Source organism: Streptococcus sp. CP1998 (genome assembly GCF_041026655.1).
In the GTDB taxonomy this organism is placed as follows: domain Bacteria; phylum Bacillota; class Bacilli; order Lactobacillales; family Streptococcaceae; genus Streptococcus; species Streptococcus dentalis.
The window spans coordinates 469,834-495,842 of the sequence record NZ_CP163380.1 but is presented as its reverse complement, the minus strand read 5'-3'; the positions used below and the strand labels follow the sequence as shown (position 1 = coordinate 495,842).

Below are 26,009 nucleotides of genomic sequence, written 5' to 3'. Positions count from 1 at the left end.
AATTACAAATTTATTTTCCTTTAAATTGTGGCCGACGTTTCTCAGAGTAGGCAATAACCCCTTCCTTGAAATCTTCTGTAAATGCTAGTTTCTTTTGCAAATCCAATTCAAGACACGCATATTGGTCCCATTCTTTCAAGAATGCTTCCCAAACCATTTCTTTCATGGCAGCATAAGAATTTGAAGATCCTCTTCTTAATTTTTTAAGCAATTGCTCAACTGTTTTATCGAGTCTTTCAGATTCACAAACACGATAAGCTAGACCATAATCAAATGCCTTTTCAGCAGTCAAGGCTTCACCCGTCATTACTAAATGAGTAGCCCGAGACATGCCAATGGCTTTTCCTAACAAGAATAACCCACCCGCATCCGGTGCTAAACCAACCCCAACAAAGGCTTGGATAAATTTAGTACGATCACTAATAATACAAAAATCAACAGCTACTGCAATGTTAGCAGCTGCTCCAGCAACCGCTCCATCTGCCACCATAATAACCGGTTTTGGCAATTGCTTGATTTTCTTTGAAATCGTATTAACTAATTCGGCAATTAAAACAAGAGACTCGATGTCATCCGCATCGACTGCGCGTTTCATTTCGCTTAAATCTCCACCAACTGAAAAGATTTTCCCTTCTGCTGATAGAATAATGAATTTTACTTCCTCATTTTTTTCTGCATCTTCCAGGGCAGCTAAAATTTCCTGACACATTGGAATGTTAAAACCATTGGATACTTCAGGACGATTTAAAGAGATTGTCGCGAGGTCGTTTTCGACAGAATACAAAATTGTTTCAAACATCACAGACTCCTTTTGTTTAAATATAAAATATTTTGATATTAAAACTTTTGAATTATAACATATCATACCACAAAAAAGTAAAATAGTAAAATATATCTATAAGATGTAACAAAATTGTAAAATTTGAATAATTACAATTTCTCTCCTCTACAGAATCAATTATTTTATGCCCTATCTGTAAATACATTGTATCAATAACTGAACTTTGGTATAATGTATTAATGAAACTATTAAGGAGAAAATATGAAAGTAACTAAATTCGGTGGAAGTTCTCTAGCATCAGCTTCTCAATTAAAAAAAGTACTTGATATCATTAAAGATGATCCAGAAAGAAGATTTGTAGTTGTATCAGCTCCAGGCAAACGCAACGCTGAAGATACAAAAGTAACAGACGCTCTGATCCGGTATTATAAAGAATTTACTTCAGATAAGGATGTCACACAAACACAACAGTGGATTATTGAACGTTATCGTGCCATTACAGAAGAATTGGGTCTCAAAGATTCCATTATTCAAGAAATTGCTGAAGATATCTATGATTTAACAAATTTACCTAAAAAAGGGAATCCATTCACATACGATGCATTCCTAGCAAGAGGCGAAAATAACAATGCTAAACTCATTGTCGCTTATTTCAATCAAAATGGATTAGAAGCAAGATACATCCATCCAAAAGAAGCAGGAATTACGGTCACTGCTGAACCCTCCAACGCTCGTATTTTACCATCTAGTTACGATAAAATTGAAGAACTAAAAGATTCAAGTGAAGTGATTGTCATTCCAGGTTTCTTTGGTGTTACTCAGGATGGCGACATTTGTACATTTTCTCGTGGAGGATCTGATATTACAGGATCAATCATTGCAGCAGGTGTAAAAGCAGACTTATACGAAAACTTTACAGATGTAAATGGTATTTTTGCGGCACATCCAGGTATCATTAAACACCCACATTCTATTCCTGAATTAACCTACAAAGAAATGCGTGAATTGGCCTATGCTGGTTTTTCAGTCTTGCATGATGAAGCACTCGTTCCAGCATACAGAGGTAAAATTCCATTAGTCATTAAAAATACAAATAATCCAGACCACCCTGGAACCCGCATTGTTTTGGAACATTCAAATGATCATGTGACTGTTGTAGGAATTGCAGGTGATTCAGGATTCGTTAGCATTAACACTACAAAATACCTTATGAACCGTGAAGTCGGTTTTGGTCGAAAAGTCCTCCAAATTTTAGAAGATCTCAATATTAGTTGGGAGCATATGCCAACAGGAATCGATGACTTATCCATCATTTTGCGTTCACGTGAACTAACTCCAATCAAAGAACAAGAAATTTTAAAACAATTAACGCAAAAGCTAGAAGTTGACACAGCCGAAATTGAACATGATCTTTCCATCATTATGATTGTTGGTGAGAAAATGAAGAGTCAGGTAGGGGTTACTGCCACTGCAGCCAAAGCACTATCAGAAAATGAAGTGAATATTCAAATGATCTCGCAAGGTTCTAGTGAAGTTTCCATCATGTTTGTTGTAAGTAAAGATCAAGAAGAAAAAGCCATTAAAGCCTTATATCAAGCATTTTTCCCAAATAACTAAATAGAGAAAAGCTCCGTTAACTAAACGGAGCTTTAATTAACATTAAAATGAAAAGTAAAAAAGAGATCAATTACTTGATCTCTTTTATTCTATACTCCGCCAGTAGGACTCGAACCTACGACATCATGATTAACAGTCATGCGCTACTACCAACTGAGCTATGGCGGAATCAAGCTAAGCGACTACCTTATCTCACAGGGGGCAACCCCCAACTACTTCCGGCGTTCTAGGGCTTAACTGCTGTGTTCGGCATGGGTACAGGTGTATCTCCTAGGCTATCGTCACTTAACTCTGAATGATTAAACATTCAAAATTGAACATCTATATTCTAACAAGTTAACCTTTCGTTGTCAATATCTTCTGACTCTTTGGATAAGTCCTCGAGCTATTAGTATTAGTCCGCTCCATTGCTCACACAACTTCCACTCCTAACCTATCTACCTGATCTTCTCTCAGGGCTCTTACTGATATAAAATCATGGGAAATCTCATCTTGAGGTGGGTTTCACACTTAGATGCTTTCAGCGTTTATCCCTTCCCTACATAGCTACCCAGCGATGCCTCTGGCGAGACAACTGGTACACCAGCGGTAAGTCCACTCTGGTCCTCTCGTACTAGGAGCAGATCCTCTCAAATTTCCTACGCCCGCGACGGATAGGGACCGAACTGTCTCACGACGTTCTGAACCCAGCTCGCGTGCCGCTTTAATGGGCGAACAGCCCAACCCTTGGGACCGACTACAGCCCCAGGATGCGACGAGCCGACATCGAGGTGCCAAACCTCCCCGTCGATGTGAACTCTTGGGGGAGATAAGCCTGTTATCCCCAGGGTAGCTTTTATCCGTTGAGCGATGGCCCTTCCATACGGAACCACCGGATCACTAAGCCCGACTTTCGTCCCTGCTCGAGTTGTAGCTCTCGCAGTCAAGCTCCCTTATACCTTTACACTCTGCGAATGATTTCCAACCATTCTGAGGGAACCTTTGGGCGCCTCCGTTACCTTTTAGGAGGCGACCGCCCCAGTCAAACTGCCCGTCAGACACTGTCTCCGATAGGGATCACCTATCCGGGTTAGAGTGGCCATAACACAAGGGTAGTATCCCAACAATGCCTCCATCGAAACTGGCGTCCCGATATCAATGGCTCCTACCTATCCTGTACATGTGGTACAGACACTCAATATCAAACTGCAGTAAAGCTCCATGGGGTCTTTCCGTCCTGTCGCGGGTAACCTGCATCTTCACAGGTACTAAAATTTCACCGAGTCTCTCGTTGAGACAGTGCCCAAATCATTACGCCTTTCGTGCGGGTCGGAACTTACCCGACAAGGAATTTCGCTACCTTAGGACCGTTATAGTTACGGCCGCCGTTTACTGGGGCTTAAATTCATACCTTCGCTTACGCTAAGCACTCCTCTTAACCTTCCAGCACCGGGCAGGCGTCACCCCCTATACATCATCTTACGATTTAGCAGAGAGCTGTGTTTTTGATAAACAGTTGCTTGGGCCTATTCACTGCGCTGACTTTAAGCCAGCACCCCTTCTCCCGAAGTTACGGGGTCATTTTGCCGAGTTCCTTAACGAGAGTTCTCTCGCTCACCTGAGGCTACTCGCCTCGACTACCTGTGTCGGTTTGCGGTACGGGTAGAGTATGATTAACGCTAGAAGCTTTTCTTGGCAGTGTGACGTCACTAACTTCGCTACTAAACTTCGCTCCCCATCACAGCTCAATGTTATAGAATTAAGCATTTAACTCAATTCACACCTCACTGCTTAGACGTGCACTTCCAGTCGCACGCTTTAGTTAGCCTACTGCGTCCCTCCTTCACTACATACTCTAGTACAGGAATATCAACCTGTTGTCCATCGGATACACCTTTCGGTCTCTCCTTAGGTCCCGACTAACCCAGGGCGGACGAGCCTTCCCCTGGAAACCTTAGTCTTACGGTGGACAGGATTCTCACCTGTCTTTCGCTACTCATACCGGCATTCTCACTTCTATGCGTTCCAGCGCTCCTCACGGTACACCTTCGCCACACATAGAACGCTCTCCTACCATACCTATAAAGGTATCCACAGCTTCGGTAAATTGTTTTAGCCCCGGTACATTTTCGGCGCAGGGTCACTCGACTAGTGAGCTATTACGCACTCTTTGAATGAATAGTCGCTTCTAAGCTAACATCCTAGTTGTCTGTGCAACCCCACATCCTTTTCCACTTAACAATTATTTTGGGACCTTAGCTGGTGGTCTGGGCTGTTTCCCTTTCGACTACGGATCTTAGCACTCGCAGTCTGACTGCCGACCATAATTCTTTGGCATTCGGAGTTTATCTGAGATTGGTAATCCGGGATGGACCCCTCACCCAAACAGTGCTCTACCTCCAAGAATCTCAATGTCGACGCTAGCCCTAAAGCTATTTCGGAGAGAACCAGCTATCTCCAAGTTCGTTTGGAATTTCTCCGCTACCCACAAGTCATCCAAGCACTTTTCAACGTGCCCTGGTTCGGTCCTCCAGTGAGTTTTACCTCACCTTCAACCTGCTCATGGGTAGGTCACATGGTTTCGGGTCTACGACATAATACTATTGCGCCCTATTCAGACTCGGTTTCCCTACGGCTCCGTCTCTTCAACTTAACCTCGCATCATATCGTAACTCGCCGGTTCATTCTACAAAAGGCACGCTCTCACCCATTAACGGGCTCGAACTTGTTGTAGGCACACGGTTTCAGGTTCTATTTCACTCCCCTCCCGGGGTGCTTTTCACCTTTCCCTCACGGTACTGGTTCACTATCGGTCACTAGAGAGTATTTAGGGTTGGGAGATGGTCCTCCCAGATTCCGACGGGATTTCTCGTGTCCCGCCGTACTCAGGATACTGCTAGGTATAAAGACTATTTCGAATACGAGGCTCTTACTCTCTTTGGCTGACCTTCCCATGTCATTCTTCTATAATCTTTAAGTCCACGTTGCAGTCCTACAACCCCGAAGAGTAAACTCTTCGGTTTGCCCTCCTGCCGTTTCGCTCGCCGCTACTCAGGCAATCGCTTTTGCTTTCTCTTCCTGCAGCTACTTAGATGTTTCAGTTCACTGCGTCTTCCTCTACCTATCCTTAACAGATAGGAGTACTAGCCATTAGCTAGTGGGTTCCCCCATTCGGACATCTCTGGATCGTCGCTTACTTACAGCTCCCCAAAGCATTTCGTCGTTTGTCACGTCCTTCTTCGGCTTCTAGTGCCAAGGCATCCACCGTGCGCCCTTATTAACTTAACCTTATTTTTGGTCTTGCGACCTAAACTCTTTAAATATTTACAGCGTTTCGGTTTATTTTCTTGTTACTATTTGATATAGATATTCAATTTTCAATGTTCAATCTTAACACCCTTATAGTGTTAATGGAGCCTAGCGGGATCGAACCGCTGACCTCCTGCGTGCAAAGCAGGCGCTCTCCCAGCTGAGCTAAGGCCCCACAAGACCTCTCAAAACTAAACAAGACCAACGTACAGGTTTCCTTTTCCTTAGAAAGGAGGTGATCCAGCCGCACCTTCCGATACGGCTACCTTGTTACGACTTCACCCCAATCATCTATCCCACCTTAGGCGGCTGGCTCCAAATGGTTACCTCACCGACTTCGGGTGTTACAAACTCTCGTGGTGTGACGGGCGGTGTGTACAAGGCCCGGGAACGTATTCACCGCGGCGTGCTGATCCGCGATTACTAGCGATTCCGACTTCATGTAGGCGAGTTGCGCCTACAATCCGAACTGAGACTGGCTTTAAGAGATTAGCTTGCCGTCACCGACTCGCGACTCGTTGTACCAGCCATTGTAGCACGTGTGTAGCCCAGGTCATAAGGGGCATGATGATTTGACGTCATCCCCACCTTCCTCCGGTTTATTACCGGCAGTCTCGCTAGAGTGCCCAACTCAATGATGGCAACTAACAATAGGGGTTGCGCTCGTTGCGGGACTTAACCCAACATCTCACGACACGAGCTGACGACAACCATGCACCACCTGTCACCTCTGTCCCGAAGGAAAACTCTATCTCTAGAGCGGTCAGAGGGATGTCAAGACCTGGTAAGGTTCTTCGCGTTGCTTCGAATTAAACCACATGCTCCACCGCTTGTGCGGGCCCCCGTCAATTCCTTTGAGTTTCAACCTTGCGGTCGTACTCCCCAGGCGGAGTGCTTAATGCGTTAGTCGCGGCACTGAGTCCCGGAAAGGACCCAACACCTAGCACTCATCGTTTACGGCGTGGACTACCAGGGTATCTAATCCTGTTTGCTCCCCACGCTTTCGAGCCTCAGCGTCAGTTACAGACCAGAGAGCCGCTTTCGCCACCGGTGTTCCTCCATATATCTACGCATTTCACCGCTACACATGGAATTCCACTCTCCCCTTCTGCACTCAAGTTAAACAGTTTCCAAAGCGTACTATGGTTAAGCCACAGCCTTTAACTTCAGACTTATCTAACCGCCTGCGCTCGCTTTACGCCCAATAAATCCGGATAACGCTCGGGACCTACGTATTACCGCGGCTGCTGGCACGTAGTTAGCCGTCCCTTTCTGGTAAGATACCGTCACAGCGTGAACTTTCCACTCTCACACTCGTTCTTCTCTTACAACAGAGCTTTACGATCCGAAAACCTTCTTCACTCACGCGGCGTTGCTCGGTCAGGGTTGCCCCCATTGCCGAAGATTCCCTACTGCTGCCTCCCGTAGGAGTCTGGGCCGTGTCTCAGTCCCAGTGTGGCCGATCACCCTCTCAGGTCGGCTATGTATCGTCGCCTTGGTGAGCCGTTACCTCACCAACTAGCTAATACAACGCAGGTCCATCTCTTAGTGATGCATTTGCACCTTTCAAGTCAACATCATGCGATGTCGACTTTTATGCGGTATTAGCTATCGTTTCCAATAGTTATCCCCCGCTAAGAGGCAGGTTACCTACGCGTTACTCACCCGTTCGCAACTCTTCCAGAAGAGCAAGCTCCTCCTTCAGCGTTCTACTTGCATGTATTAGGCACGCCGCCAGCGTTCATCCTGAGCCAGGATCAAACTCTCATTAAAATAATTGTTTGTCTTAAACTCATTCTGTCACTGACAGATTTATTGTTTTTTTATTGTTCAGTTACTATAACCTCAGTTATAGCGCCCTGCACATTGGTTCGTCTTGTTCAGTTTTCAAAGGTCTTTGTCGCTCTCGCGCGACAACTATATTAGTATATCATGACCTTCCCCTACTGTCAATATCTTTTTTCTATTTTTTAAAAAAAAGTTTTTCTTTTTTCAAAAAATAGAAAACGAGAAGCGTATTCTTCTCGTTTTCTTATGATTATACAAGTTCTTTATATTTTTTCTGTTCTGCTTTATTTGCCCAAACGTAATGTCCTGGCTTGATTTCAACCATTTCTGGTTTGTCTGTTGAATAATCATGCTGATCAGGTTCATAAACTTTCAGAACTTTTTTGCGTTCTAGAATTGGATCTGGAATCGGAACAGAAGACAGGAGAGATTGTGTATAAGGATGAATCGGATTATTAAACAATTCTTCCGTTTCAGCTACTTCTACAATAACTCCTTTGTGAATAACCGCAATACGATCAGAGATAAAACGAACTACTGAAAGATCGTGCGCGATAAAGAGATAGGTCAAGCCCAACTCTTTTTGGAATTTCTTAAGGAGATTTAAAACTTGCGCACGTACGGATACGTCAAGGGCTGAAATAGGCTCGTCTGCGATAACAAATTCTGGCTCCATTACCAAGGCACGAGCAATCCCAATCCGCTGGCGTTGTCCACCAGAGAATTCATGAGGATAACGAGTTAAATGCTCTGCTAGAAGCCCCACTTCATGCATAATCTCTTTTACTTTACGTACTCGGTCTTCTTCATTTTCGAATAGGTGATAATTGTACAAACCTTCTGAAATAATGTAGTCGACTGTTGCACGCTCGTTCAAACTTGCCGCTGGGTCTTGGAAGATCATTTGAATTTTACGGATTAATTCATTTTCATCCTTGCGCGATTGCTTCCCATTGATCTTTTTGCCATCATACAGGATATCACCTGCACTAGTGTCATTCAAACCAATGATTGCACGACCAATTGTCGTCTTCCCACTACCAGACTCACCAACAAGAGAAAATGTTTCCCCTTTGTTGATGAAGAAATTTGCATTCTTTACAGCTACAAATTTTTTACTTCCTTCACCGAAGGAAATTTCTAAATCTTTAATTTCAACTAATTTTTCAGTCATTTCCTTCCTCCTATTCTGTAATGTGAGTGAAGCCCATTTTTGAGCCAATCTTTTCGTGAAGGTTTTCGATTACTTCTGGTTTATGAACTGTTGGTGCATCTGGATGGAGCAACCATGTCTTAGCCCAGTGAGTATCGGTCACTTTGAAAGCGGGTGCCTCTTCTTCAAAATCAATCTGCATCGCATAATCTGAACGAAGTGCGAAGGCATCTCCTTTGATTGGAGCATACAATGATGGCGGAGTCCCTGGAATAGAGTAAAGATCACCATCTGAGGTTGACAATTGAGGCAAGCTTGAAAGCAAGCTCCATGTGTATGGATGTTTTGGATCGTAGAAAATTTCTTCTACTTTACCAAACTCAACAATTTCTCCAGCATACATAACGGCTACTTTATCTGCAATACTTGCAACCACACCTAAATCGTGGGTGATAAAGATAACTGTAAATTGGTATTCTTTTTGAAGGGATTTCAACAAATCAATGATTTGCGCTTGAATGGTTACGTCAAGGGCTGTTGTTGGTTCGTCACAGATTAAGATATCTGGACGGCAGGCCAAGGCGATGGCAATAACGATCCGTTGACGCATCCCACCTGAATATTGGAATGGATACTCATCAAAACGACGTTCAGCATCTGGAATTCCAACTTTCTCCATATAATCCAAAGCCATTTCTTTGGCTTCTTTAGCTGTTTTCCCTTGGTGTTTGATAATGACTTCTGTAATTTGTGATCCAATTGTGTTGATTGGGTCCAAACTTGTCATTGGGTCTTGGAAAATTGTAGCGATCTTAGATCCACGAATATTTTCCCAATCTTTATTCGATTTCAAATCTGTCAATTCTTGACCACGGTATTTAATCGAACCTTGGGCAATACGGCCATTATCTTCTAACATTCCGGTGAACGTTTTTGTCAAAACTGATTTCCCTGAACCTGACTCACCAACTAAGGCAAGAACTTCACCTTCTTCTAGCTCAAGCGATACGCCACGAATAGCTGTCAATACGCGATCGCGCACGTCAAATTCCACTACGATATCTTGAGCAGATAAAATAATATTGTTATTTGATGTCATATCTACTCCTCCTATCTATGTGTACGTGGGTCGCTGGCATCGGCCAAGTTTTGTCCGACGATAAAGAATGACAAGGATACTAAAATCAAAACAGTAAGCGGAATCCAGAATAGGTAGGCATTTGTAGTTACGTTTTGAGAATAGTCAGAAATCAAGCGTCCCAAACTTGGAACTGTGATTGGAAGACCAAGTCCGAAGAAGGAAAGGAAAGCTTCATAAGAAATAAAGCTTGGAAGTAACTGTGATGTTTGTGTCACGATAACAGATACCAATTGAGGCAAAATATTTTTCGTAACAATTTTCAAAGTTGGTGTTCCTAATGTTCGGCTGGCAAGGTTGTACTCCAAATCACGGTAACGCATGATTTGGACACGAATGGTATAGGCAATTCCGATCCATCCAGTTAAGGACATGGCAAGAATCAAGTTCCAGAAACCAGATCCCATTGAGTAAGTCAAGACGATAACGATCAACATAAACGGAATGTTTGAAATAACGTTATAAACTTCCATCATGATACGGTCGATGGATTTTGAGATCCCCCAAATTCCACCAACGATAACTCCGACAACCACGTTAATAACAGTGGCGATGAAGGAAATGATAATTGAATTCCGAGCACCAAACCAAACTCCATCAAAGAGGGATTTACCGTTATTATCTGTACCAAAGAAAGCTTTGGCACTTGGTGGATTCAAACGTGCTGAAAAGTCATTTACCTTACTTACGTCGTTGTAATCAAAATTTGAAAACATCGGGTAGACAAAACTCATCAAGAGAATCCCAATCAAAATAGCAAGCATAATGATAGTGGTTCTTTTTTTCAAGAATTGTCTGAATACAGATTTCCAGTATGAATACGCTGGAGCATCGATTACTTCAGAGGCAAAGTCATCGCGTTTTACAAACTGAAATTTATTTTTATCGATTGTAGCCATTATTTGCCTCCTTTCGTATTCGTTAATTTAATCCGTGGATCAAGCACTGTCATCAAGATATCACCTAACATGGCAGCAAAGATACCAAGTGATGTGAAGATGAAGACAAGTCCGATGACCATGGTGTTGTTTGATGCTTTAATAGAGTCAATCAACATTTTACCCATACCTGGGAAAGCGAAGACTGTTTCAGTCAACGTCGCACCTGAGATAACTCCAATGATAGCCCCTGGAATTCCAGAAACTAGTGGAACCATCGCATTTTTGAAGATGTGTTTTCTTGAGATCTCACGTTCTGACAATCCTTTTGAACGAGCAAAACGGACGAAATCCTGAGAGTGAATATCGATCATGTAACGACGAATCCAAACGGCGATAAATGGCGCACTCAATAAACCAAGAATCAGAGACGGCAATACATATGAACGCCAGTCCTGTGCTCCAAGTACTGGGAATGAGTCTGGAAGTCCAAAGAATGAACCTGCTAGACGCACGATATAGACAAGGGCAATGGTTGGGAGAGACATCATAAATGTCAAAGCCGCAGTAGAGATGCTATCAAACCATGAGTCCTTGAACAGAGCCATGTAAGATCCTAATGGGATCGCAATCAAGTAAGCAATCGCAATACCAATCAAACCAATGATTGAAGAAGATGCAATCATGGATGGATTCTCATAGTTGCTCAACGTTGCTGTATAGGCATCCCCTTTACCAAATCGACTGATATCTTGTGAGTCTGCCTTACTTGGTGATTTGTAGGTACGTGAGTAGATATCGATGGAAGATGTCTTTTTACCTGTTGGGAAGTTCACTTCACTCTTCTTAGTCGTTCCTTGTCCTTGGGTAATAACTTGAAGAACAGGGGTATTTGAATAAGTTGGATATGAATTTCCAAGGTTTAAGGTTACAAAGTTTTGGTGCACATATGGGAATTGACCATTAAAGTACAAGAGGTATTTGTGTTTCGTACCAGAACCTACAACTGACCAACCAATAGATGGATCATTTTCAATACGGATATAGCGTTTGAGGTTTGGATTTGAGGCATCTTTCACCCAACCTGGATGATCAAACTGAATCAAATTCGCATAGAAGCTGATGACACGTTCAAAAACCGGAATTTCACGCACCGCATAGAAAGACTTACTTTCTGGAAAACGTTTCAACTGCCAACCATGACCTAATTTTTCAATATATTTTTTGTAGATCTTTTCATTGGCATTTGTCGCATCAACCGTTACGGAAGAATCTTCTTTACTTGCTTTTTGTTGCAAGCTCTTTGAATCCATGTATTCCAAATAACCCATGCGATCATAGACTGTATTTTCGTAGTTGATCTTCGAATCTTTTGTCTTCGCTACTTTATTGTAGTTGGGGTCATTCTTAAAGATGAGATTTCTCGGTGTTAGCGTATAGATAATCATGTAGGTTAATGTCGTGACGAGAAAGATCGACACTAACGAACGCAAAATACGCATAAAAACATATTTTTTCATATTTCATTCCTTTAATGTCCAAAAGAACTTTCTCCCCTAGAAGAGAAAGTTCTAATGAAAAGCAATAATTTAATTATTTAACGTGTTTTTCAAGATCTTGTTGAGCTTTTTTGTTTGACTCAGCTTTTTCTTTTTGCCATTTCTTAAGGGCTTCATCGTATTGTTTCTTAGTAACCGGCTCATCTTGAACTTCAACGTATTTCAAGTATGTTGAACCTTTGTTACCTGTTTGTGATGATGGTTCAGAGAATGGAACTACCTTAGAAACAACTGTTGCAGCACCTGTACTTGACATTGTTGGAATAACAATCGCACTATCTGTCAACCAAGCTTGAGCTACTGCGTATTTTTCATAACGTTTCACAACATCTTGTGTTTCGTTGTTTGCATCGTCAAGAAGTTTTGCAAACTCATCCAAACCTACAGCTTTTGCTGATGGGTTATCTACACCACCTGCAAAACCAAGGTAAACTTTTGTTTGGTCCTCAGAAGCTGGTTGAAGAGTATCAAGGTAAGTTGATGGATCATCATAGTCTGGGTTCCATCCTACCATTCCTTGAAGATCCCAGTCTGCGTCTGCAGCTGATGGCACATTCAAAGTAATATTCAACACTTCGTCTGAGTCCATCATTTGAAGATCAAGAACGACATTGTCTTTACCAAGAGTATCTTCTACCGTTTGTTTCAGAGATTGCATCCGTGAAACAAAGTTTGTAGAATTTTGTGCTACCGGTACATCAATATGAATTGGGAATTGAACACCATCTTTTTGAAGTTCAGCTTTGGCTTTTTCAAGTTGCGCTTTCGCTTTATCCTTGTTATAAAGACCATCTTGACCATCTGCAAGGTTGATACCCTTCCATTGGTCTCCATAAGTAGTCAACTTATCTGCAACTACATTTCCGAAGTCTTTTCCATCTACTTGTACGAATGCAGGTGCAACATATGTATTACGGATAGCTGGTTTAGCAAATTCTTTACCATTGACTTGTGCTGAGTAGTTTTCACGGTTCAAGGCAAAAGTGATGGCCTGACGGAAATCTTTGTTCAAAATTGCTTTCTTAGTCGCAGTCTTTTCAGCATCTGATTTTTTAGCAGTGTGTTTGTAAGATTGACGATCAAGGTTAAAGCCAAGAACTGCTACACCTGATCCTGCTGGTGTAGTAAAGATATCGTCTTTATATTTTTTCTCTACAGTTGCAAAGTTTGAACTTGCAGGGAAAAGGCGAGCTTTTGTATAAGCACCATCAGAGAATCCACGTGCCAATGAATCTTGGTCTGATCCATCGTAATAAGTATATTTTACTTCTTTCAGGTGAACGTTTTTCTTATCCCAGTAGTTGTCATTCTTTTCAAATACAACAGATGATTTTGAAGTGATTGATTTAAGAAGGAAAGGTCCGTTTGCAAGGATTGACTTCACATCGTTTGGTTGACCAAAATCATCTCCCTTACTCTTCAAGAACTCTGTGCTTATTGGGAACAAAATTCCGTTAGTCGTTTTAGAGTTCCAGAAAGTTTCAGGTTTGTTCAATGTGTATTGAAGTGTGTAATCATCAACCGCTTTGACACCAACTTGGCTGAAGTCTGTGATTTTTCCTTGGACATAATCATCCAATCCTTTGACAGAACCTTGAACGAGTGGAAGAGTTTCCGATTTTTTATCAGCAGCGTGTTTCAAACCAGTCACGAAGTCTTTGGCAGTCACTTCGCCGTGTTCTTCACCATCCGCATCATACCATTTGACACCTTTACGAATCTTGTAGGTATAAGTCAAACCATCTTTAGAAACAGACCAGTCTTCCGCAAGTGAAGGTACAAGGTTACCGTATTTATCATTTTCTAACAAACCGTCTACCACATTTGTAGTGATGTCATGGGTAGCAGCTTTAGAAGAAATTGTATAGTCCAAAGTTGTTGGATCTGAAGTGTAGACATAACCATAGTTTTTGTCTTCGCCTGAGCTTGCTTTGCTAGTATTTGAACTAGAACATGCAGCTAACAATCCAGCTGCAAGGAGTGTTACTCCGGCAACTGCGAATACTTTACCTTTTTTCATAGGAATTCTCCAATAGTTTTTTTAGATTTGTTTAAGATTATATCACAAGTAGAAAAAAAAGTAAACTAAATTTTCTGAATATTCGTTTTATCACTATTCAAAAACCTTGCTATGACTGACTTTTTAGCCTAATTGATGATTTTACAATTTTCCATTAATCATTTGTATGATACAATAGAGAGGACTAAGCAACGAGGAAACAACTGTGAAAAAATTCTTTCTTTCTTTTTTAACCTTCATGCTGCTGTTATGCAGTTTACCTTATCAAGTCGTTCTGGCAGATGAGCTAGAACTTCCTGCTCAAAGTGCTATTGCTGTTGAAGCTGATACAGGTAAAATTTTATATGAAAAGGATTCAGAGAAAAAACGAGATGTGGGGGGACTATCTACACTCTTGACCACTTATCTGATTTTCGAAGCTATTCATGAAAAAAAACTTTCTCTAAAAGATCCTATCAAATTGTCTGAGAAAGCTCTGGCTTTAAATGATATCGAAGGTGCTGGTACTCTTCCTATGGAAGCGAACCAATATACGGTTGAACAGTTATTGACTGCTCTTTTAGTTGGAAATTCTAGTACTGCTGCCTTGGCCTTAGCTGAGAAAGTGGGGGGCTCTGAGAAAAGCTTCGTTGAAAAAATGAAGCAGAAACTTTCTGAATGGGGCATTCAATCTCCTCATTTAATTAATGCTACCGGATTAAATACTCAAACCATCAGCGGAGATCCTGACGGGAAAGGAGACGAAAATCAATTGAGTGCTTATGATATTGCTGTCATTGCCAAGCACTTACTCCAGGATTTTCCTGAAGTGACCAAATATACTTCAAAACCCACTGCTCTTTTTTCAAACACGCAGATTGAAAACCCCAACCTGATGCTAGAAGGCATGCCGAATTACCGGTCGGGAGTCGACGGCCTTCGGGTCAGCAACTCTACCAAAGGTGGTATCACATTTGCTGCATCAACGACGCAAAATGGCATCCACATGATCACGGTTGTCCTAGGAGTGGAGGCAGTTGACGGTGATCCATATGCACGCTTTGTGGCTACTTCTTCTCTGATGAACTACGTGGTACGAACCTTTGTTTCTTCCATTGTCGTCAAAGAAGGAGATCCCTACGGAAAAAGTAAGGCAACTGTCATGGACGGGAAGTCCGAGACTGTTTTAGCTGTTGCAAAAAAAGACTTCTATATCGTTGAAAAGCAAGGCAGTCAAGCGGAACCAAAAATTCAATTCAAGAGCAACCAAGAATCATTCCGAGCACCTGTCAAATCAGGCACAAATCTTGGAAAATTACACTACACTGATCCAGATAAAATCGGACGTGGCTACTTAGAAGATCAAGAGCCAACGGTCGATATGGTATCGGGAAGAACCATTGAGAAAAGCTTTTTCTTAAAGGTTTGGTGGAATGAATTTGTTCGTTATGTCAACGAAAAGCTATAAGCAAAAAAATCACAATGGAGTCAAATCCATTGTGATTTTATTTTGCTATTAAAACGAATTATCCTACAGATCCTTCCATTTCGTAGCTAATGAGTCGGTTTAACTCAACGGCATATTCCATTGGAAGTTCTTTTGTAAAGGGTTCTACAAATCCCATGACAATCATTTCTGTCGCTTCTGATTCAGACAGACCACGACTCATCAAATAATACAGTTGCTCTTCTGAGATTTTTGAAACTTTAGCTTCGTGCTCCAAAGCAACTTGTGAGTTGTGGATTTCATTAAATGGAATCGTATCTGATGCTGATAAATCATCCATAATAATGGTATCGCACTCGATATGAGAAACTGATTTCTTGGAATTTTTGTTAAAGGTTACTTGTCCACGGTAGTCTACCTTTCCGCCACCTTTCGCGATGGATTTGGATACGATAGACGAGCTAGTGTGAGGGGCATTGTGGATCATCTTGGCACCTGTATCTTGGTGTTGACCTGCATTTGCAAAGGCAATGGACAACATGGTCCCACGCGCTCCTTCTCCATCTAGATAAACAGATGGGTACTTCATGGTTGTCTTCGCTCCTAAGTTCCCGTCGATCCACTCAACTGTAGCATCTTTTTGAGCTTTGGCCCGCTTGGTGACCAAGTTGTAGACATTGTCAGACCAGTTTTGGATGGTCGTGTAGCGCATATAAGCACCATCCAAGGCAAAGATCTCAACAATCGCTGCATGGAGGCTATTGCTTGAATAGGTCGGTGCTGTACAGCCTTCCACATAGTGAACACTTGCTCCCTCATCCACGATAATCAAGGTACGCTCAAACTGACCTGTATTTTCGTTGTTGATACGGAAGTAAGTTTGAAGAGGGACGTCGACTTTTACGCCTTTTGGTACATAGATGAAGGTTCCACCAGACCAGACTGCTGAGTTGAGGGCAGCCAATTTGTTATCCGTTGGTGGTACCAACTTCGCAAAATACTGTTTGAACAGGTCTGGATATTCTTTTAGGGCAGAATCCGTATCGGTAAAGATAATCCCCAACTTTTCAAACTCTTCTTTCATATTGTGGTAAACCACTTCTGATTCATACTGAGCAGAAGCCCCTGCTAAGTAAGCACGTTCTGCTTCAGGAATCCCGATACGCTCAAAGGTTTCCTTGATTTTCTCTGGAACTTCGTCCCATGAACGGGCAGGTTTATCCGAAGGTTTTTGATAATAGATCAAATCATCAAAGTCAATTTCTGATAGATCGGCTCCCCAGGTTTGCATGGGCATCTTTTTGAAGGTTTCAAAAGATTTCAAACGGAATTCGAGCATCCATTCTGGTTCATTTTTTGCTGCAGACAATTCACGAATAACCGCTTCATTCAATCCCTTCCCGGTAGAGAGAATGGGTTGAACGTCATCGTGAAATCCAAATTTATATTCACCGAGATCAATTGGTTTCGGTTCGACTCTTTCTTCAGCCATAATTTCCTTTCTTTCTCTGTTTCTTCTTTTAATTATTTGCTACGTTCGATCGCTTTTTTAAGTGCATTCCAGGAGAGGGTTGCACATTTAATCCGTTGTGGGAATTTTGAGACTCCAGATAAGAAGGCTGCATCTCCCAACTCCTCTTGGCGAGGATCTGACTTCCCTTGGACCATTTCTGAAAAGACCTGTGCCAATTCTTCGACTTCCTCTTTTGTTTTTCCCATTACAGCATCTGTCATCATACTAGCTGAAGCTGTTGAGATCGTACAGCCTGAATTCACAAAGGCAATATCTTCCACCCTGTCATTCTCATCAAATTTCACACTTAACTGGATCACATCTCCACAAGTTGGATTGTTGAGTTGGATCTGATCAACATCTTCAATCTGCCCTTGGTGATGGGGGTGTTTTGAATGGTCAGCTACGACCGCCATGTACAGCGAATCTAATTTAGAAAGTGCCATTGAAAAACTCCTTTGCTTTGATCAATGCCTCAATTAATTTATCACAGTCCGCCTTGGTGTTGTAGATATAAAAACTTGCTCTCGTTGTCGCTGGGACTTGTAGGTATTGAAGGAGCGGTTGTGCACAGTGGTGACCTGCACGAACGGCAATTCCTTCATAATCTAGTGCTGTTGCTAAGTCATGCGGATGGAGATCTCCTAGATTAAAGGAAATGACGCCAGAACGTTGGGCTAAGTCTTGGGAACCATAGATGGTCAAGCCTTCGATAGCCTGTAATTTTGGAAACACATAGGCAATCAATTCTTGCTCATGCGCTTCTACCCGGTCCATTCCCAGCTCTTCTAAGTAATCGATTGCTGCACCAAGTCCAATTGCACCCGCCATATTAGGGGTTCCAGCTTCAAATTTCCAAGGTAATTCCTTCCAAGAGGCAGATTGTTCGTAAACAAAGTCAATCATCTCGCCCCCAAACTCGATCGGAGACATTTGCTCTAAAATTGCTTCCTTTCCATAGAGGACACCAATCCCTGTTGGTGCAGCCATCTTATGGCCAGAAAAAGCAAAGAAATCCGCATCTAAGTCTTGTACATCAATGGCCATATGAGGGGTTGATTGAGCCCCATCTACGACCATGATCGCTCCAACTTCATGAGCTAATCGGGCAATCTCCTTGATCGGATTGACCACCCCCAAGACATTCGAAGCATGGGTGATAGAGACAAATTTTGTCTTCTCACTAAGCTTGCTCTTTAAGTCCTGCATATCCAGTAAGTCATCTTTTAGATAGACATAGACCAGTTTTGCTCCTGTCTTCTTGCAGGCTTGCTGCCAAGGAATGATGTTGGAATGATGTTCCATGATGGAAATCAGGACTTCATCCCCTTCCTTTAGGACTTCTTCTGCATAGCGGGCCACCCAGTTGAGTCCAGTCGTTGTCCCTCTTGTAAAGAGCACTTCCTTGGTTGATGAAGCCTTGATAAATTTTCTGACTTTCTCACGCGCCGCCTCATAGGCTGCTGTCGCTCGTTCAGCCAAAGTATGAACTCCACGATGAACATTGGCGTTATCTTGCAAATAATAGTGATTAACTGCTTCAAGAACACGTTTAGGTTTTTGCGTCGTTGCTGCATTATCTAGATAAACCAAAGGCTCATCGTGAACTAGTTGATCGAGAATGGGAAAGTCTTGAGCAATCGTATTTTTATCTAGCATTGTTTCTCCTTAGCGTTGAGATAACTTTTCTTCGATGGTGGCAATCATTTCATCACGTACTTCTTTAACTGGGATTTCAACAATAACAGATCCCAAGAAACCACGCACCACTAAGCGTTCTGCTGTGTGTTGATCCAGACCACGACTCATGAGGTAATACATATCTTCTGGGTCCACTTGACCGATCGATGCAGCATGGCCTGCTGTAACGTCATTTTCATCAATCAAGAGGATTGGATTGGCATCTGAACGCGCTTGATCCGATAACATCAAAACACGGCTTTCTTGCTGAGCATCTGCTCCTTTAGCCCCCTTGATAATATGACCAATTCCGTTGAAGGTCAAGGTTCCTTTTTCAAGAATAACCCCGTGTTGCAAGATATTTCCGATCGAGTTGCAACCAAAGTTAGTCACACGTGTGTCAATTCCTTGCACCTGACGACCGCTTGATAAAGCAACGACTTTCAAATCTGCATGACTTCCGTTTCCAACCAAGTCACTGTCAAAATCTGCAACCACGTTACCTTCGTTCATAACACCGATAGCCCAATCAATGCTGGCATCCTGACCTAGTTTCCCACGTCGACTGATGTAGGCTGTGACATTTCCACCCAGACGGTCAATCGCCGCAAATTTCACTTGGGCACCTGAGCGGGCAATCACCTCAACCGTCACATTCGCAGTTGCTGTTGCTGAGCCTTCACCTTTTGATTCTAGGCGTTCCAAATAGCTAAACTTGCTGTTTTTGCCTGCAATAATCAAAATGTGTTTATTAAAAGGTACATCACTATCACTATCCTGGTAGAAAATACCTTCGATGGGTTCTGAAATTTCGACATTTTCTGGAATATAAAGGACAGCCCCACTATTAAAATAAGCCGTGTGGTAAGCTGCTAGTTTATCATCGTCGTATTTAACGGAAGACATGAAGTAGTCTTCCACTACCTGCGGAATTTCTTCTAGGGCAGTATGGAAATCTGTGAAAAGGACTCCTTGGTCTGCCAAGGTTTGTGGCACCTGTTCAAATACAGTTTGGGTTCCAACTTGGACCAATTTTAAATTTGAATCAAGGGCTGTAAAATCGGGAACATTGGCAGAAGCCTCGCTTTCTGTGATCGTTCCATCCCCAAGATTCCAGCGGTGGAATTTGACGCGTTCAATGGCTGGCAATTCCAACTGATCGATCTTGTCAAAAGCTTGTTTTCGTAAATCTTGCAGCCAGCTTGGCTCAGCATGTAGTTCCGAAAAGAGGGTAATATTTTCAATACTCATTTTTTTCTCCTAATAAAGATACTATCTGTTTGATTTTATGACAACATTAGATCACTTGTCATCAGGTTATAGTTCTTCTTTATAGTCGTAACCGAGTTCTTCTGCAAGTTGGGCATATCCTTCACGTTCCAAGCGTGCAGCCAATTCTGGTCCACCTGAAAGCACGACACGGCCTTCCATCATCACATGAACGACGTCAGGAGTAATATAGTTCAACAAACGTTGGTAGTGGGTGATGATCATCGCTCCAAAACCTTCACCTCGCATTGCATTAACCCCTTTAGATACAACCTTAAGAGCATCGATATCCAAACCAGAGTCAATTTCATCCAAAAGGGCAAATGTTGGTTCCAACATCAACAATTGAAGGATTTCATTGCGTTTTTTCTCACCACCAGAGAAGCCTTCGTTCAAATAGCGTTCTGCCATTTCTTCTTTCATGTTGAGCAGTTCCATCTTTTCATCCAATTTTTTGATGAAATCACGAATAGAGATCTTCTCGTCCTCTTCTTTACCAGCATTCATGGCTGCACGTAAAAATTCTGCATTGGTAATTCCTGGGATTTCTGAAGGGTACTGCATAGCAAGGAACAAGCCCATCCGTGCACGTTCGTCTACTTCCAATTCCAAGATGTTGACACCATCAAAGAGAATCTCCCCTTTGGTTACTTCATAATTCGGATTTCCCATAATGGCAGCTGACAGAGTAGATTTCCCTGTTCCGTTTGGTCCCATGATGGCTGCGATCTCACCAGTTTTTAGGGTCAGGTTTACACCTTTTAAAATTTCTTTGCCTTCAATTTCAACGTGAAGGTCTTTAATTTCTAATGTCGACATTGCATTCCCTTTCTTTTTACTTTGAAGTCTAGAAGGTTCTCAAAGCAAAGATTCCTTCATCACAAAGTATTTTTTTACCTTTCAAGTATATCAAAAAAAAGCCCAAATGGCTTTTCTTTTGATTAGAACTATTCTTATTTAGTTTTTTCTTTTCGTTTTTGACGAACTTCCTCCCGGTAGGAAGAATTCCCTATATAGCGCAGAACATTTAACAAAGGACTATGATGTGGACCCAGTACCCCGATCAATTCTGCTAACAACTCTACTCCAAACAAGAGCCCGATCACAAGTAGGACGCCCCCAATGCGACTCGAGATGTTGAGCAAGAGAGAAATCAAGGAGAAAATCATCGAAATTCCATAGATCACAAGTACAGTTCCCCGATGTGTCAAGCCCAGAGACAGAAGTCGGTGGTGTAAGTGATTGCGATCCGGTTTATAAAATTTTTGACCAGACAGGGTCCGACGGATAATGGCTAAAAAGGTATCTGTAATCGGTACTCCCAAAATGATCATAGGAGTAACGACAGCAACTGCCGTTGAATTTTTCAAACCTTGCAAGGACAAGACAGAAATCATGAATCCTATAAACAAGGCACCCGTGTCTCCCAAATAGAGAATAGCCGGATGGTAGTTAAAAGGAAAGAAACCTGCGATGGACGCAACCAAGACAAAGATCGTCATGGTCAAAAAGAGATTGGGCACCGGCAGAAAGAAATAGGACACAATCCCCATTGTCACGAGAGAAATAATAGAGACCCCACTCACCAATCCATCTAGTCCATCAATCAGATTGACCGCATTGGTGATAGAAACAATCCAAATCACTGTCAAAAGATACGATAGCCATGGTTCAAAATGAAGTAAGGGACCACCGAAAGGAATCTTAAAATCATTCAGCCGAAAATCCGTCAAAAACCAGACCAGACTCGCCGCTAGCAGGATGCCGATCATCTTTTTCTTGGCAGACAACTCTTTTACATCATCGATCAAGCCTGTGAGAGCGATAATCCATCCCGCTCCTACGACCGGCAATGTATAGGAGAGGTAACTTTTGATTGGTGCGGCGGTGGATGTCAGCATAGGAATAAAGACGAGAGTCGCAATCGAAAAAGCGATCACAATAGACAGTCCACCCGCGCTTGGCATGGGTTTGGTATTGATCCGACGCGCATTCGGATAATCTACGGCATCAATCTTAAAGGAGAATAGGCGAACCAAGGGCGTCAATACCAAGGCAATCACAAAAGTCCCAATCAGCACCAGAACAAATTGCAAGGAAAAGGACATCATAAGCTAGCAACTTTCTTCAAATTCTCAATCGCACCAGACACCATTAATAAATGACCATGTTCCTGCAGAACTGCCCGTGTCACTTCTGAATCATCCGCATACTCCCGAATGATAGCAAGTAACCAGGTTGGATATTGATTTGGTTGATCCTCTGTATCGATCAAGACAGTTAAATAATAATCGGATCCCATTTTGTATAATTCAGAGGTATCCACTGGAAAGCTGACCGTTTTTGAAAAGGCAACTGCTTGCTGGATATTTGAAAAACGCAAAATGTAATAAATATACTGACTTACTAGTGATTCAGGTGTCGGATCTTGTTCTTGATTGTCACGTAACTCTTCTTGTTCCAAATGGTGAATAGCTTCTGCATCCCCTTTTGTCTTATCAGAGATTGTTTTTTCCAAGGTTTTGATAAATTCATCTGGCGTCATGCGCGACAACTCTTCCATATCAGGAAGATCTGACAAATCCTCAAAATCCAATTGTTGGTCAATTTTTGATTTGGTAACAAAAACATCCAATTTATCTGGTTTTGGTGTAACACGAAAACTCAGCATCCCGCTATCCAGGAAGCTTTCTGGCATTTCGAGCTCATCCAAAATGGCGTAGAAAAATTCTTCTGTTTTTTCTTGCGGGACAAGAAAATCAGCAATTTCCATCCCACGTTCTTCTAAGTCTTCTAGTTGGATTGTGATTTTAATAGTTGAATCACTAATTTGCTTCATCTTCATAGCATAACCTCATACTTCTAGTCTTACTATTATACTAAAAAATTGGATAGAATTCAAAAAAAGGATGCATAGAAAAGAGGTTGGGACAAAAGTCTCCAACCTCAAAAAACAATTTGATCGAGTTCAACCGTTCTATTAGAAAATGACACGGAGGAGTCCATACAATAACAAGATAGAACCAAGAACAATCCGGTATTTCCCAAAGACGGTGAAATCATGATTTTTCACATAATCTGTCAAGAAGCGGATAGCATACATACTAACCACAAAGGCTACTCCCATCGCTACCAGTAGAATAAAGAGTTGTCCCAGTGCAAGCGAATGCCCTCCTAGAACGAATTTCCCAACTTTTAAGAGACTTGCTCCAAACATAGCTGGAATTCCTAGATAAAAGGTGAATTCTGTCACGACTGGACGGCTTACACCATTGATCAAGCCACCTACAATCGTAGCACCTGAACGGCTTGTTCCTGGAAATAGCGATAAGACTTGGAAGAGTCCGATATAAAGAGCTGTTCGATAAGGAAGCTTACGCAATTCCGTCACTGCCGGCTCAACTTGTTCCCGTCTTTCTAGATAGATAAAGGCAATCCCATATGTGATCAACATAATCGCAACGGAAATCGAATTGTGGAAATGCGCCTCAAACCAATCATCTAATTTAAAAACAAAGACAAGCGGGAGCGTTGCAACCGCAACTTTTGCCCATAATTGCCAAGTCCGCCGTACTTCGAGTGGAGATTTACCAGGTTTGAACGGATACAATTTATCGAAATAAATCACCACAACCGCTAGGATCGCTCCCAATTGGATCACAACATTGAACATCTCCATAAAGGCTGGATCTTGATTTTTAAACTGCACAAAATCCTGTAACAGAATCAAGTGACCTGTACTTGAGATCGGCAACCATTCTGTAATCCCCTCGACAATCCCAAAAAGAACCGCCTTGATTAATTCGATCAGAAACATCTTTTTCTCCTAAACTTACATTTGCTCTATTATATCATAATTCTATGGACTGGACTAGGCCTTCTAAACTAGAAGGGAAAGAGCGACCAAGACCATTCTCAGCGCTACTTAGAAGGCACCAAAGCCTCCTCCGCCTCCTCCGCCAGAGAAACCTCCTCCACTACCAGAGGAAACTGTGAAATGACTAGCTGTCGATGCTGTCGATCCATAAGTAGACATGGCATGACTTGAGTGGGTCACATCATGATAGAACGGGGTGTAAACGAAGGCGTTTAAGGCTTGATTTTCTAAATGAATATTCCGAAGCTTCATGACCTTTGTGACCTGATCAGCTACACCATACAAGGCCGCATAGACCAATAAGCGATTCCATAGGACCAGAGACTGCAACTCTGCATCGTTGAGGTGGGCAATCTCTTTCAACATCCGACCAAAACTATCCCAGTAATAGCGTTGCTCAGCACCCGCAAGATTGACAACCCCATCTCGTAGGCAGGCTTTAAAGACACCATTGAAGCGCACTGGCATAAACCAAAGTATGAGGATCCCTATCAAACAAGGAACAGAGAACCAACCCATCCCAAAGATAGCAAAGATTTCTGCTCCAAGAGCGATAAACCAAGCAGCCCAACCAAAGAAGAGACTTCGTCTAGCTTGCGCTTCTTCTTTTGCTTCTAAAGGGCGATAGTAGCTTGGCAAATGGAGATCTTCCACCTTGCGATGAACATCTCGGGCCACTTGGTTGACAGCCGTATCAAAACGAGCCTGAGCCTTACTTCCTAGTGAACGAATCGCATCTTGATCTGCTTTTTTGGCATGTTTGTATACATCATCACTGAATTCATAATTCTCAAAGAGACGGTTAACAGGACAGGAAACTTGATCCCCAAAAGCCATATTCATAAAGGAACGTTCAAAATCATCTACATGCCCATGAGACTTTCTGGTCAAAACGACTTCATTTCCTTGTTGCTCGTAGACAATCACTCCACGATCCATCAAATCCAGCAATGTAGCTTGAAGCATTTTTTCAAATGTAAATACCGGCGGAGTTGCCTTCTCTTTATTGGTAGGGGAGGCCTCGTCTAATTCAGCTGAATAAACAACCGAGCTCATGACAAGAGGTGCAATATCCTGTGGAATTTCATAAAGACGAGTATCAGTCGGATAAGTCACACCAGGCCAAATCATTTTTTTGAACCGTTTGCGACCCAAGAGAGAAAGAAGCCAGAGTGCAATCAATAAGGCTGGTAAGATCCAGTTCCAAAACATGCGTGTCCAGTATTTTTCCTGTTCAATTTTAGCTTGGTTCTTGTGAAATTCATCCAATTTGGTCAATCCTGTATTTCGACCAGAATCATACAAGGTAGTTAGGTCTGACTTCAACCAGTAACCATACAACTCCACAGCTTTTCCTTTGCCTAGGTTATAGAAAGTGGCAGAATAGATTCCATCTTCTTTCTTTACAGTCACATCCGGTCCCATAAAGGCTGTATGGATATACAGTTCCGACTGGGCATTGGCTGGTGCAAACTTAGGAATGACACGAAATTGAACTTCGTCCACCTTCTGATCGCCATCCGTAATTGGTTTCCAGTTCAACTGCAAGATATCCTTGTGTGAATAAAGAAGATTTTTTAATTTCCATGTGACTTTTATTTTGACTGTATCTTGCGCTACACCACTGTTATAAATTTTCACTCGGTAGCCATCACCTAGATTCGTAATCTCGGGTTCTCTTTGAAGATCACGACCTTCCACCTCAACCTTTGGCGGTATCTCAATTGCAAACCCTTGTGGCATGTTGCCCGCAGTTCCTAGGCTAACATACTGCCCTCTATAAGAATCTTTGAAATAATAGACCAACTCCTCCTCATAGGTGGCATCATCCCAGGTGTCCAAGGTCAAGGTTCCACCATAGTAAAGTACATCATAAGATGGGCTAGATGCATGGACATTCTGACTGACAAAAAGGCAGGCCAGAAAGGTGAAAAAAACATACAAATACTTTTTCATTTGATCACGCTCCTTTGTATTATTATAGCATTTTTTAAATAAAAAGAGGACCATGTTTGAAATGCA

17 protein-coding genes, 2 tRNA genes and 3 rRNA genes are annotated in these 26,009 nt (G+C 42.2%); 2 read left to right on the top strand and 20 right to left on the bottom strand.

The window, feature by feature from the left end; all coding sequences use genetic code 11:
• Nucleotides 1–10: 10 nt before the first annotated feature.
• Nucleotides 11–802, bottom strand: a complete 792-nt coding sequence (locus AB4X21_RS02630; protein ID WP_182322097.1) for an enoyl-CoA hydratase — start codon at nucleotides 800–802, stop codon at nucleotides 11–13.
• Between the two features lie 240 nt (nucleotides 803–1,042).
• Between AB4X21_RS02630 and AB4X21_RS02625 the strand changes: the two genes are divergently transcribed.
• Nucleotides 1,043–2,398: an aspartate kinase gene (locus tag AB4X21_RS02625; RefSeq protein ID WP_369088140.1), complete on the top strand. Its 1,356-nt coding sequence runs from the start codon at nucleotides 1,043–1,045 to the stop codon at nucleotides 2,396–2,398.
• A 94-nt stretch (nucleotides 2,399–2,492) separates the two neighbouring features.
• Here the strand turns inward: AB4X21_RS02625 and AB4X21_RS02620 are convergent.
• From AB4X21_RS02620 to AB4X21_RS02575, 10 genes are all read right to left on the bottom strand, one after another.
• A tRNA-Asn gene (locus AB4X21_RS02620) sits at nucleotides 2,493–2,566 on the bottom strand.
• A 5-nt stretch (nucleotides 2,567–2,571) separates the two neighbouring features.
• Nucleotides 2,572–2,687 (bottom strand): 5S ribosomal RNA (rrf, locus tag AB4X21_RS02615).
• Nucleotides 2,688–2,766: 79 nt separating this feature from the next.
• Nucleotides 2,767–5,665 (bottom strand): 23S ribosomal RNA (locus AB4X21_RS02610).
• Nucleotides 5,666–5,788: 123 nt separating this feature from the next.
• Nucleotides 5,789–5,861 (bottom strand) — tRNA-Ala (locus AB4X21_RS02605).
• Nucleotides 5,862–5,914: 53 nt separating this feature from the next.
• Nucleotides 5,915–7,459, bottom strand: a 16S ribosomal RNA gene (locus AB4X21_RS02600).
• Together the 16S, 23S and 5S rRNA genes with 2 tRNA genes alongside form the textbook arrangement of a ribosomal RNA operon.
• A 265-nt stretch (nucleotides 7,460–7,724) precedes the next feature.
• The gene (locus AB4X21_RS02595; RefSeq protein ID WP_369088139.1) at nucleotides 7,725–8,648 is read right to left on the bottom strand and encodes an ATP-binding cassette domain-containing protein; all 924 of its coding nucleotides are present in this window, start codon (nucleotides 8,646–8,648) and stop codon (nucleotides 7,725–7,727) included.
• Between the two features lie 10 nt (nucleotides 8,649–8,658).
• The gene (locus AB4X21_RS02590; RefSeq protein WP_003010293.1) at nucleotides 8,659–9,726 is read right to left on the bottom strand and encodes an ABC transporter ATP-binding protein; all 1,068 of its coding nucleotides are present in this window, start codon (nucleotides 9,724–9,726) and stop codon (nucleotides 8,659–8,661) included.
• Between the two features lie 11 nt (nucleotides 9,727–9,737).
• The gene (oppC, locus tag AB4X21_RS02585) at nucleotides 9,738–10,664 is read right to left on the bottom strand and encodes an oligopeptide ABC transporter permease OppC (RefSeq protein WP_003010290.1); all 927 of its coding nucleotides are present in this window, start codon (nucleotides 10,662–10,664) and stop codon (nucleotides 9,738–9,740) included.
• The gene (locus AB4X21_RS02580) at nucleotides 10,664–12,163 is read right to left on the bottom strand and encodes an ABC transporter permease (RefSeq protein ID WP_070595566.1); all 1,500 of its coding nucleotides are present in this window, start codon (nucleotides 12,161–12,163) and stop codon (nucleotides 10,664–10,666) included. Before AB4X21_RS02580 ends, oppC begins: the two co-directional genes overlap by 1 nt.
• Before the next feature lie 73 nt (nucleotides 12,164–12,236).
• Nucleotides 12,237–14,222, bottom strand: coding sequence for a peptide ABC transporter substrate-binding protein (locus AB4X21_RS02575; protein WP_155127073.1), 1,986 nt, complete (start codon nucleotides 14,220–14,222; stop codon nucleotides 12,237–12,239).
• Between the two features lie 205 nt (nucleotides 14,223–14,427).
• Here AB4X21_RS02575 and AB4X21_RS02570 point away from each other — a divergent pair, with 205 nt between their 5' ends.
• Nucleotides 14,428–15,669: a serine hydrolase gene (locus tag AB4X21_RS02570; protein ID WP_320910915.1), complete on the top strand. Its 1,242-nt coding sequence runs from the start codon at nucleotides 14,428–14,430 to the stop codon at nucleotides 15,667–15,669.
• 58 nt (nucleotides 15,670–15,727) lie between these two features.
• On the opposite strand, the gene sufB is transcribed toward AB4X21_RS02570, so the two are convergent.
• The 9 genes from sufB to AB4X21_RS02525 all read right to left on the bottom strand — a co-directional run bounded on the left by sufB (nucleotide 15,728) and on the right by AB4X21_RS02525 (nucleotide 25,943).
• Nucleotides 15,728–17,140, bottom strand: coding sequence for a Fe-S cluster assembly protein SufB (sufB, locus tag AB4X21_RS02565; protein ID WP_003010279.1), 1,413 nt, complete (start codon nucleotides 17,138–17,140; stop codon nucleotides 15,728–15,730).
• A 32-nt stretch (nucleotides 17,141–17,172) separates the two neighbouring features.
• Nucleotides 17,173–17,607 carry a Fe-S cluster assembly sulfur transfer protein SufU gene (sufU, locus tag AB4X21_RS02560; protein ID WP_003004754.1) on the bottom strand — a complete coding sequence of 145 codons (435 nt, stop codon included), beginning with the start codon at nucleotides 17,605–17,607 and terminating at the stop codon, nucleotides 17,173–17,175.
• On the bottom strand, nucleotides 17,594–18,820 hold the full coding sequence (locus AB4X21_RS02555) for a cysteine desulfurase (RefSeq protein WP_369088138.1): 1,227 nt from the start codon (nucleotides 18,818–18,820) through the stop codon (nucleotides 17,594–17,596). The genes sufU and AB4X21_RS02555 overlap by 14 nt, the downstream gene beginning before the upstream one ends.
• Before the next feature lie 9 nt (nucleotides 18,821–18,829).
• Nucleotides 18,830–20,092 carry a Fe-S cluster assembly protein SufD gene (gene sufD / locus AB4X21_RS02550; protein WP_369088137.1) on the bottom strand — a complete coding sequence of 421 codons (1,263 nt, stop codon included), beginning with the start codon at nucleotides 20,090–20,092 and terminating at the stop codon, nucleotides 18,830–18,832.
• A 66-nt stretch (nucleotides 20,093–20,158) separates the two neighbouring features.
• Nucleotides 20,159–20,929 (bottom strand): Fe-S cluster assembly ATPase SufC, encoded by a 771-nt coding sequence (sufC, locus tag AB4X21_RS02545; RefSeq protein ID WP_003004238.1) that lies wholly within the window; start codon nucleotides 20,927–20,929, stop codon nucleotides 20,159–20,161.
• A 134-nt stretch (nucleotides 20,930–21,063) separates the two neighbouring features.
• The gene (locus AB4X21_RS02540) at nucleotides 21,064–22,221 is read right to left on the bottom strand and encodes a glycosyltransferase family 4 protein (protein ID WP_369088136.1); all 1,158 of its coding nucleotides are present in this window, start codon (nucleotides 22,219–22,221) and stop codon (nucleotides 21,064–21,066) included.
• Nucleotides 22,218–22,955, bottom strand: coding sequence for an adaptor protein MecA (gene mecA, locus AB4X21_RS02535; RefSeq protein WP_151379282.1), 738 nt, complete (start codon nucleotides 22,953–22,955; stop codon nucleotides 22,218–22,220). The genes AB4X21_RS02540 and mecA overlap by 4 nt, the downstream gene beginning before the upstream one ends.
• 135 nt (nucleotides 22,956–23,090) lie before the next feature.
• Nucleotides 23,091–23,927 (bottom strand): undecaprenyl-diphosphate phosphatase, encoded by an 837-nt coding sequence (locus AB4X21_RS02530; protein ID WP_003013906.1) that lies wholly within the window; start codon nucleotides 23,925–23,927, stop codon nucleotides 23,091–23,093.
• A 108-nt stretch (nucleotides 23,928–24,035) separates the two neighbouring features.
• Nucleotides 24,036–25,943 (bottom strand): DUF2207 domain-containing protein, encoded by a 1,908-nt coding sequence (locus AB4X21_RS02525; protein ID WP_369088135.1) that lies wholly within the window; start codon nucleotides 25,941–25,943, stop codon nucleotides 24,036–24,038.
• Between the last annotated feature and the right edge of the window lie 66 nt (nucleotides 25,944–26,009).

Excerpts from the sequence above, each read along its gene's own strand:
- AB4X21_RS02625 (WP_369088140.1), top strand. The coding sequence starts at position 1,043 with ATGAAAGTAACTAAATTCGGTGGAAGTTCTCTAGCATCAGCTTCTCAA.
- AB4X21_RS02555 (WP_369088138.1), bottom strand. The coding sequence starts at position 18,820 with ATGCTAGATAAAAATACGATTGCTCAAGACTTTCCCATTCTCGATCAA.
- AB4X21_RS02575 (WP_155127073.1), bottom strand. The coding sequence starts at position 14,222 with ATGAAAAAAGGTAAAGTATTCGCAGTTGCCGGAGTAACACTCCTTGCA.
- sufD (WP_369088137.1), bottom strand. The coding sequence starts at position 20,092 with ATGAGTATTGAAAATATTACCCTCTTTTCGGAACTACATGCTGAGCCA.
- sufC (WP_003004238.1), bottom strand. The coding sequence starts at position 20,929 with ATGTCGACATTAGAAATTAAAGACCTTCACGTTGAAATTGAAGGCAAA.
- AB4X21_RS02590 (WP_003010293.1), bottom strand. The coding sequence starts at position 9,726 with ATGACATCAAATAACAATATTATTTTATCTGCTCAAGATATCGTAGTG.
- AB4X21_RS02525 (WP_369088135.1), bottom strand. The coding sequence starts at position 25,943 with ATGAAAAAGTATTTGTATGTTTTTTTCACCTTTCTGGCCTGCCTTTTT.
- AB4X21_RS02530 (WP_003013906.1), bottom strand. The coding sequence starts at position 23,927 with ATGTTTCTGATCGAATTAATCAAGGCGGTTCTTTTTGGGATTGTCGAG.
- mecA (WP_151379282.1), bottom strand. The coding sequence starts at position 22,955 with ATGAAGATGAAGCAAATTAGTGATTCAACTATTAAAATCACAATCCAA.
- oppC (WP_003010290.1), bottom strand. The coding sequence starts at position 10,664 with ATGGCTACAATCGATAAAAATAAATTTCAGTTTGTAAAACGCGATGAC.
- AB4X21_RS02580 (WP_070595566.1), bottom strand. The coding sequence starts at position 12,163 with ATGAAAAAATATGTTTTTATGCGTATTTTGCGTTCGTTAGTGTCGATC.
- AB4X21_RS02595 (WP_369088139.1), bottom strand. The coding sequence starts at position 8,648 with ATGACTGAAAAATTAGTTGAAATTAAAGATTTAGAAATTTCCTTCGGT.
- sufB (WP_003010279.1), bottom strand. The coding sequence starts at position 17,140 with ATGGCTGAAGAAAGAGTCGAACCGAAACCAATTGATCTCGGTGAATAT.
- AB4X21_RS02540 (WP_369088136.1), bottom strand. The coding sequence starts at position 22,221 with ATGATGTCCTTTTCCTTGCAATTTGTTCTGGTGCTGATTGGGACTTTT.
- sufU (WP_003004754.1), bottom strand. The coding sequence starts at position 17,607 with ATGGCACTTTCTAAATTAGATTCGCTGTACATGGCGGTCGTAGCTGAC.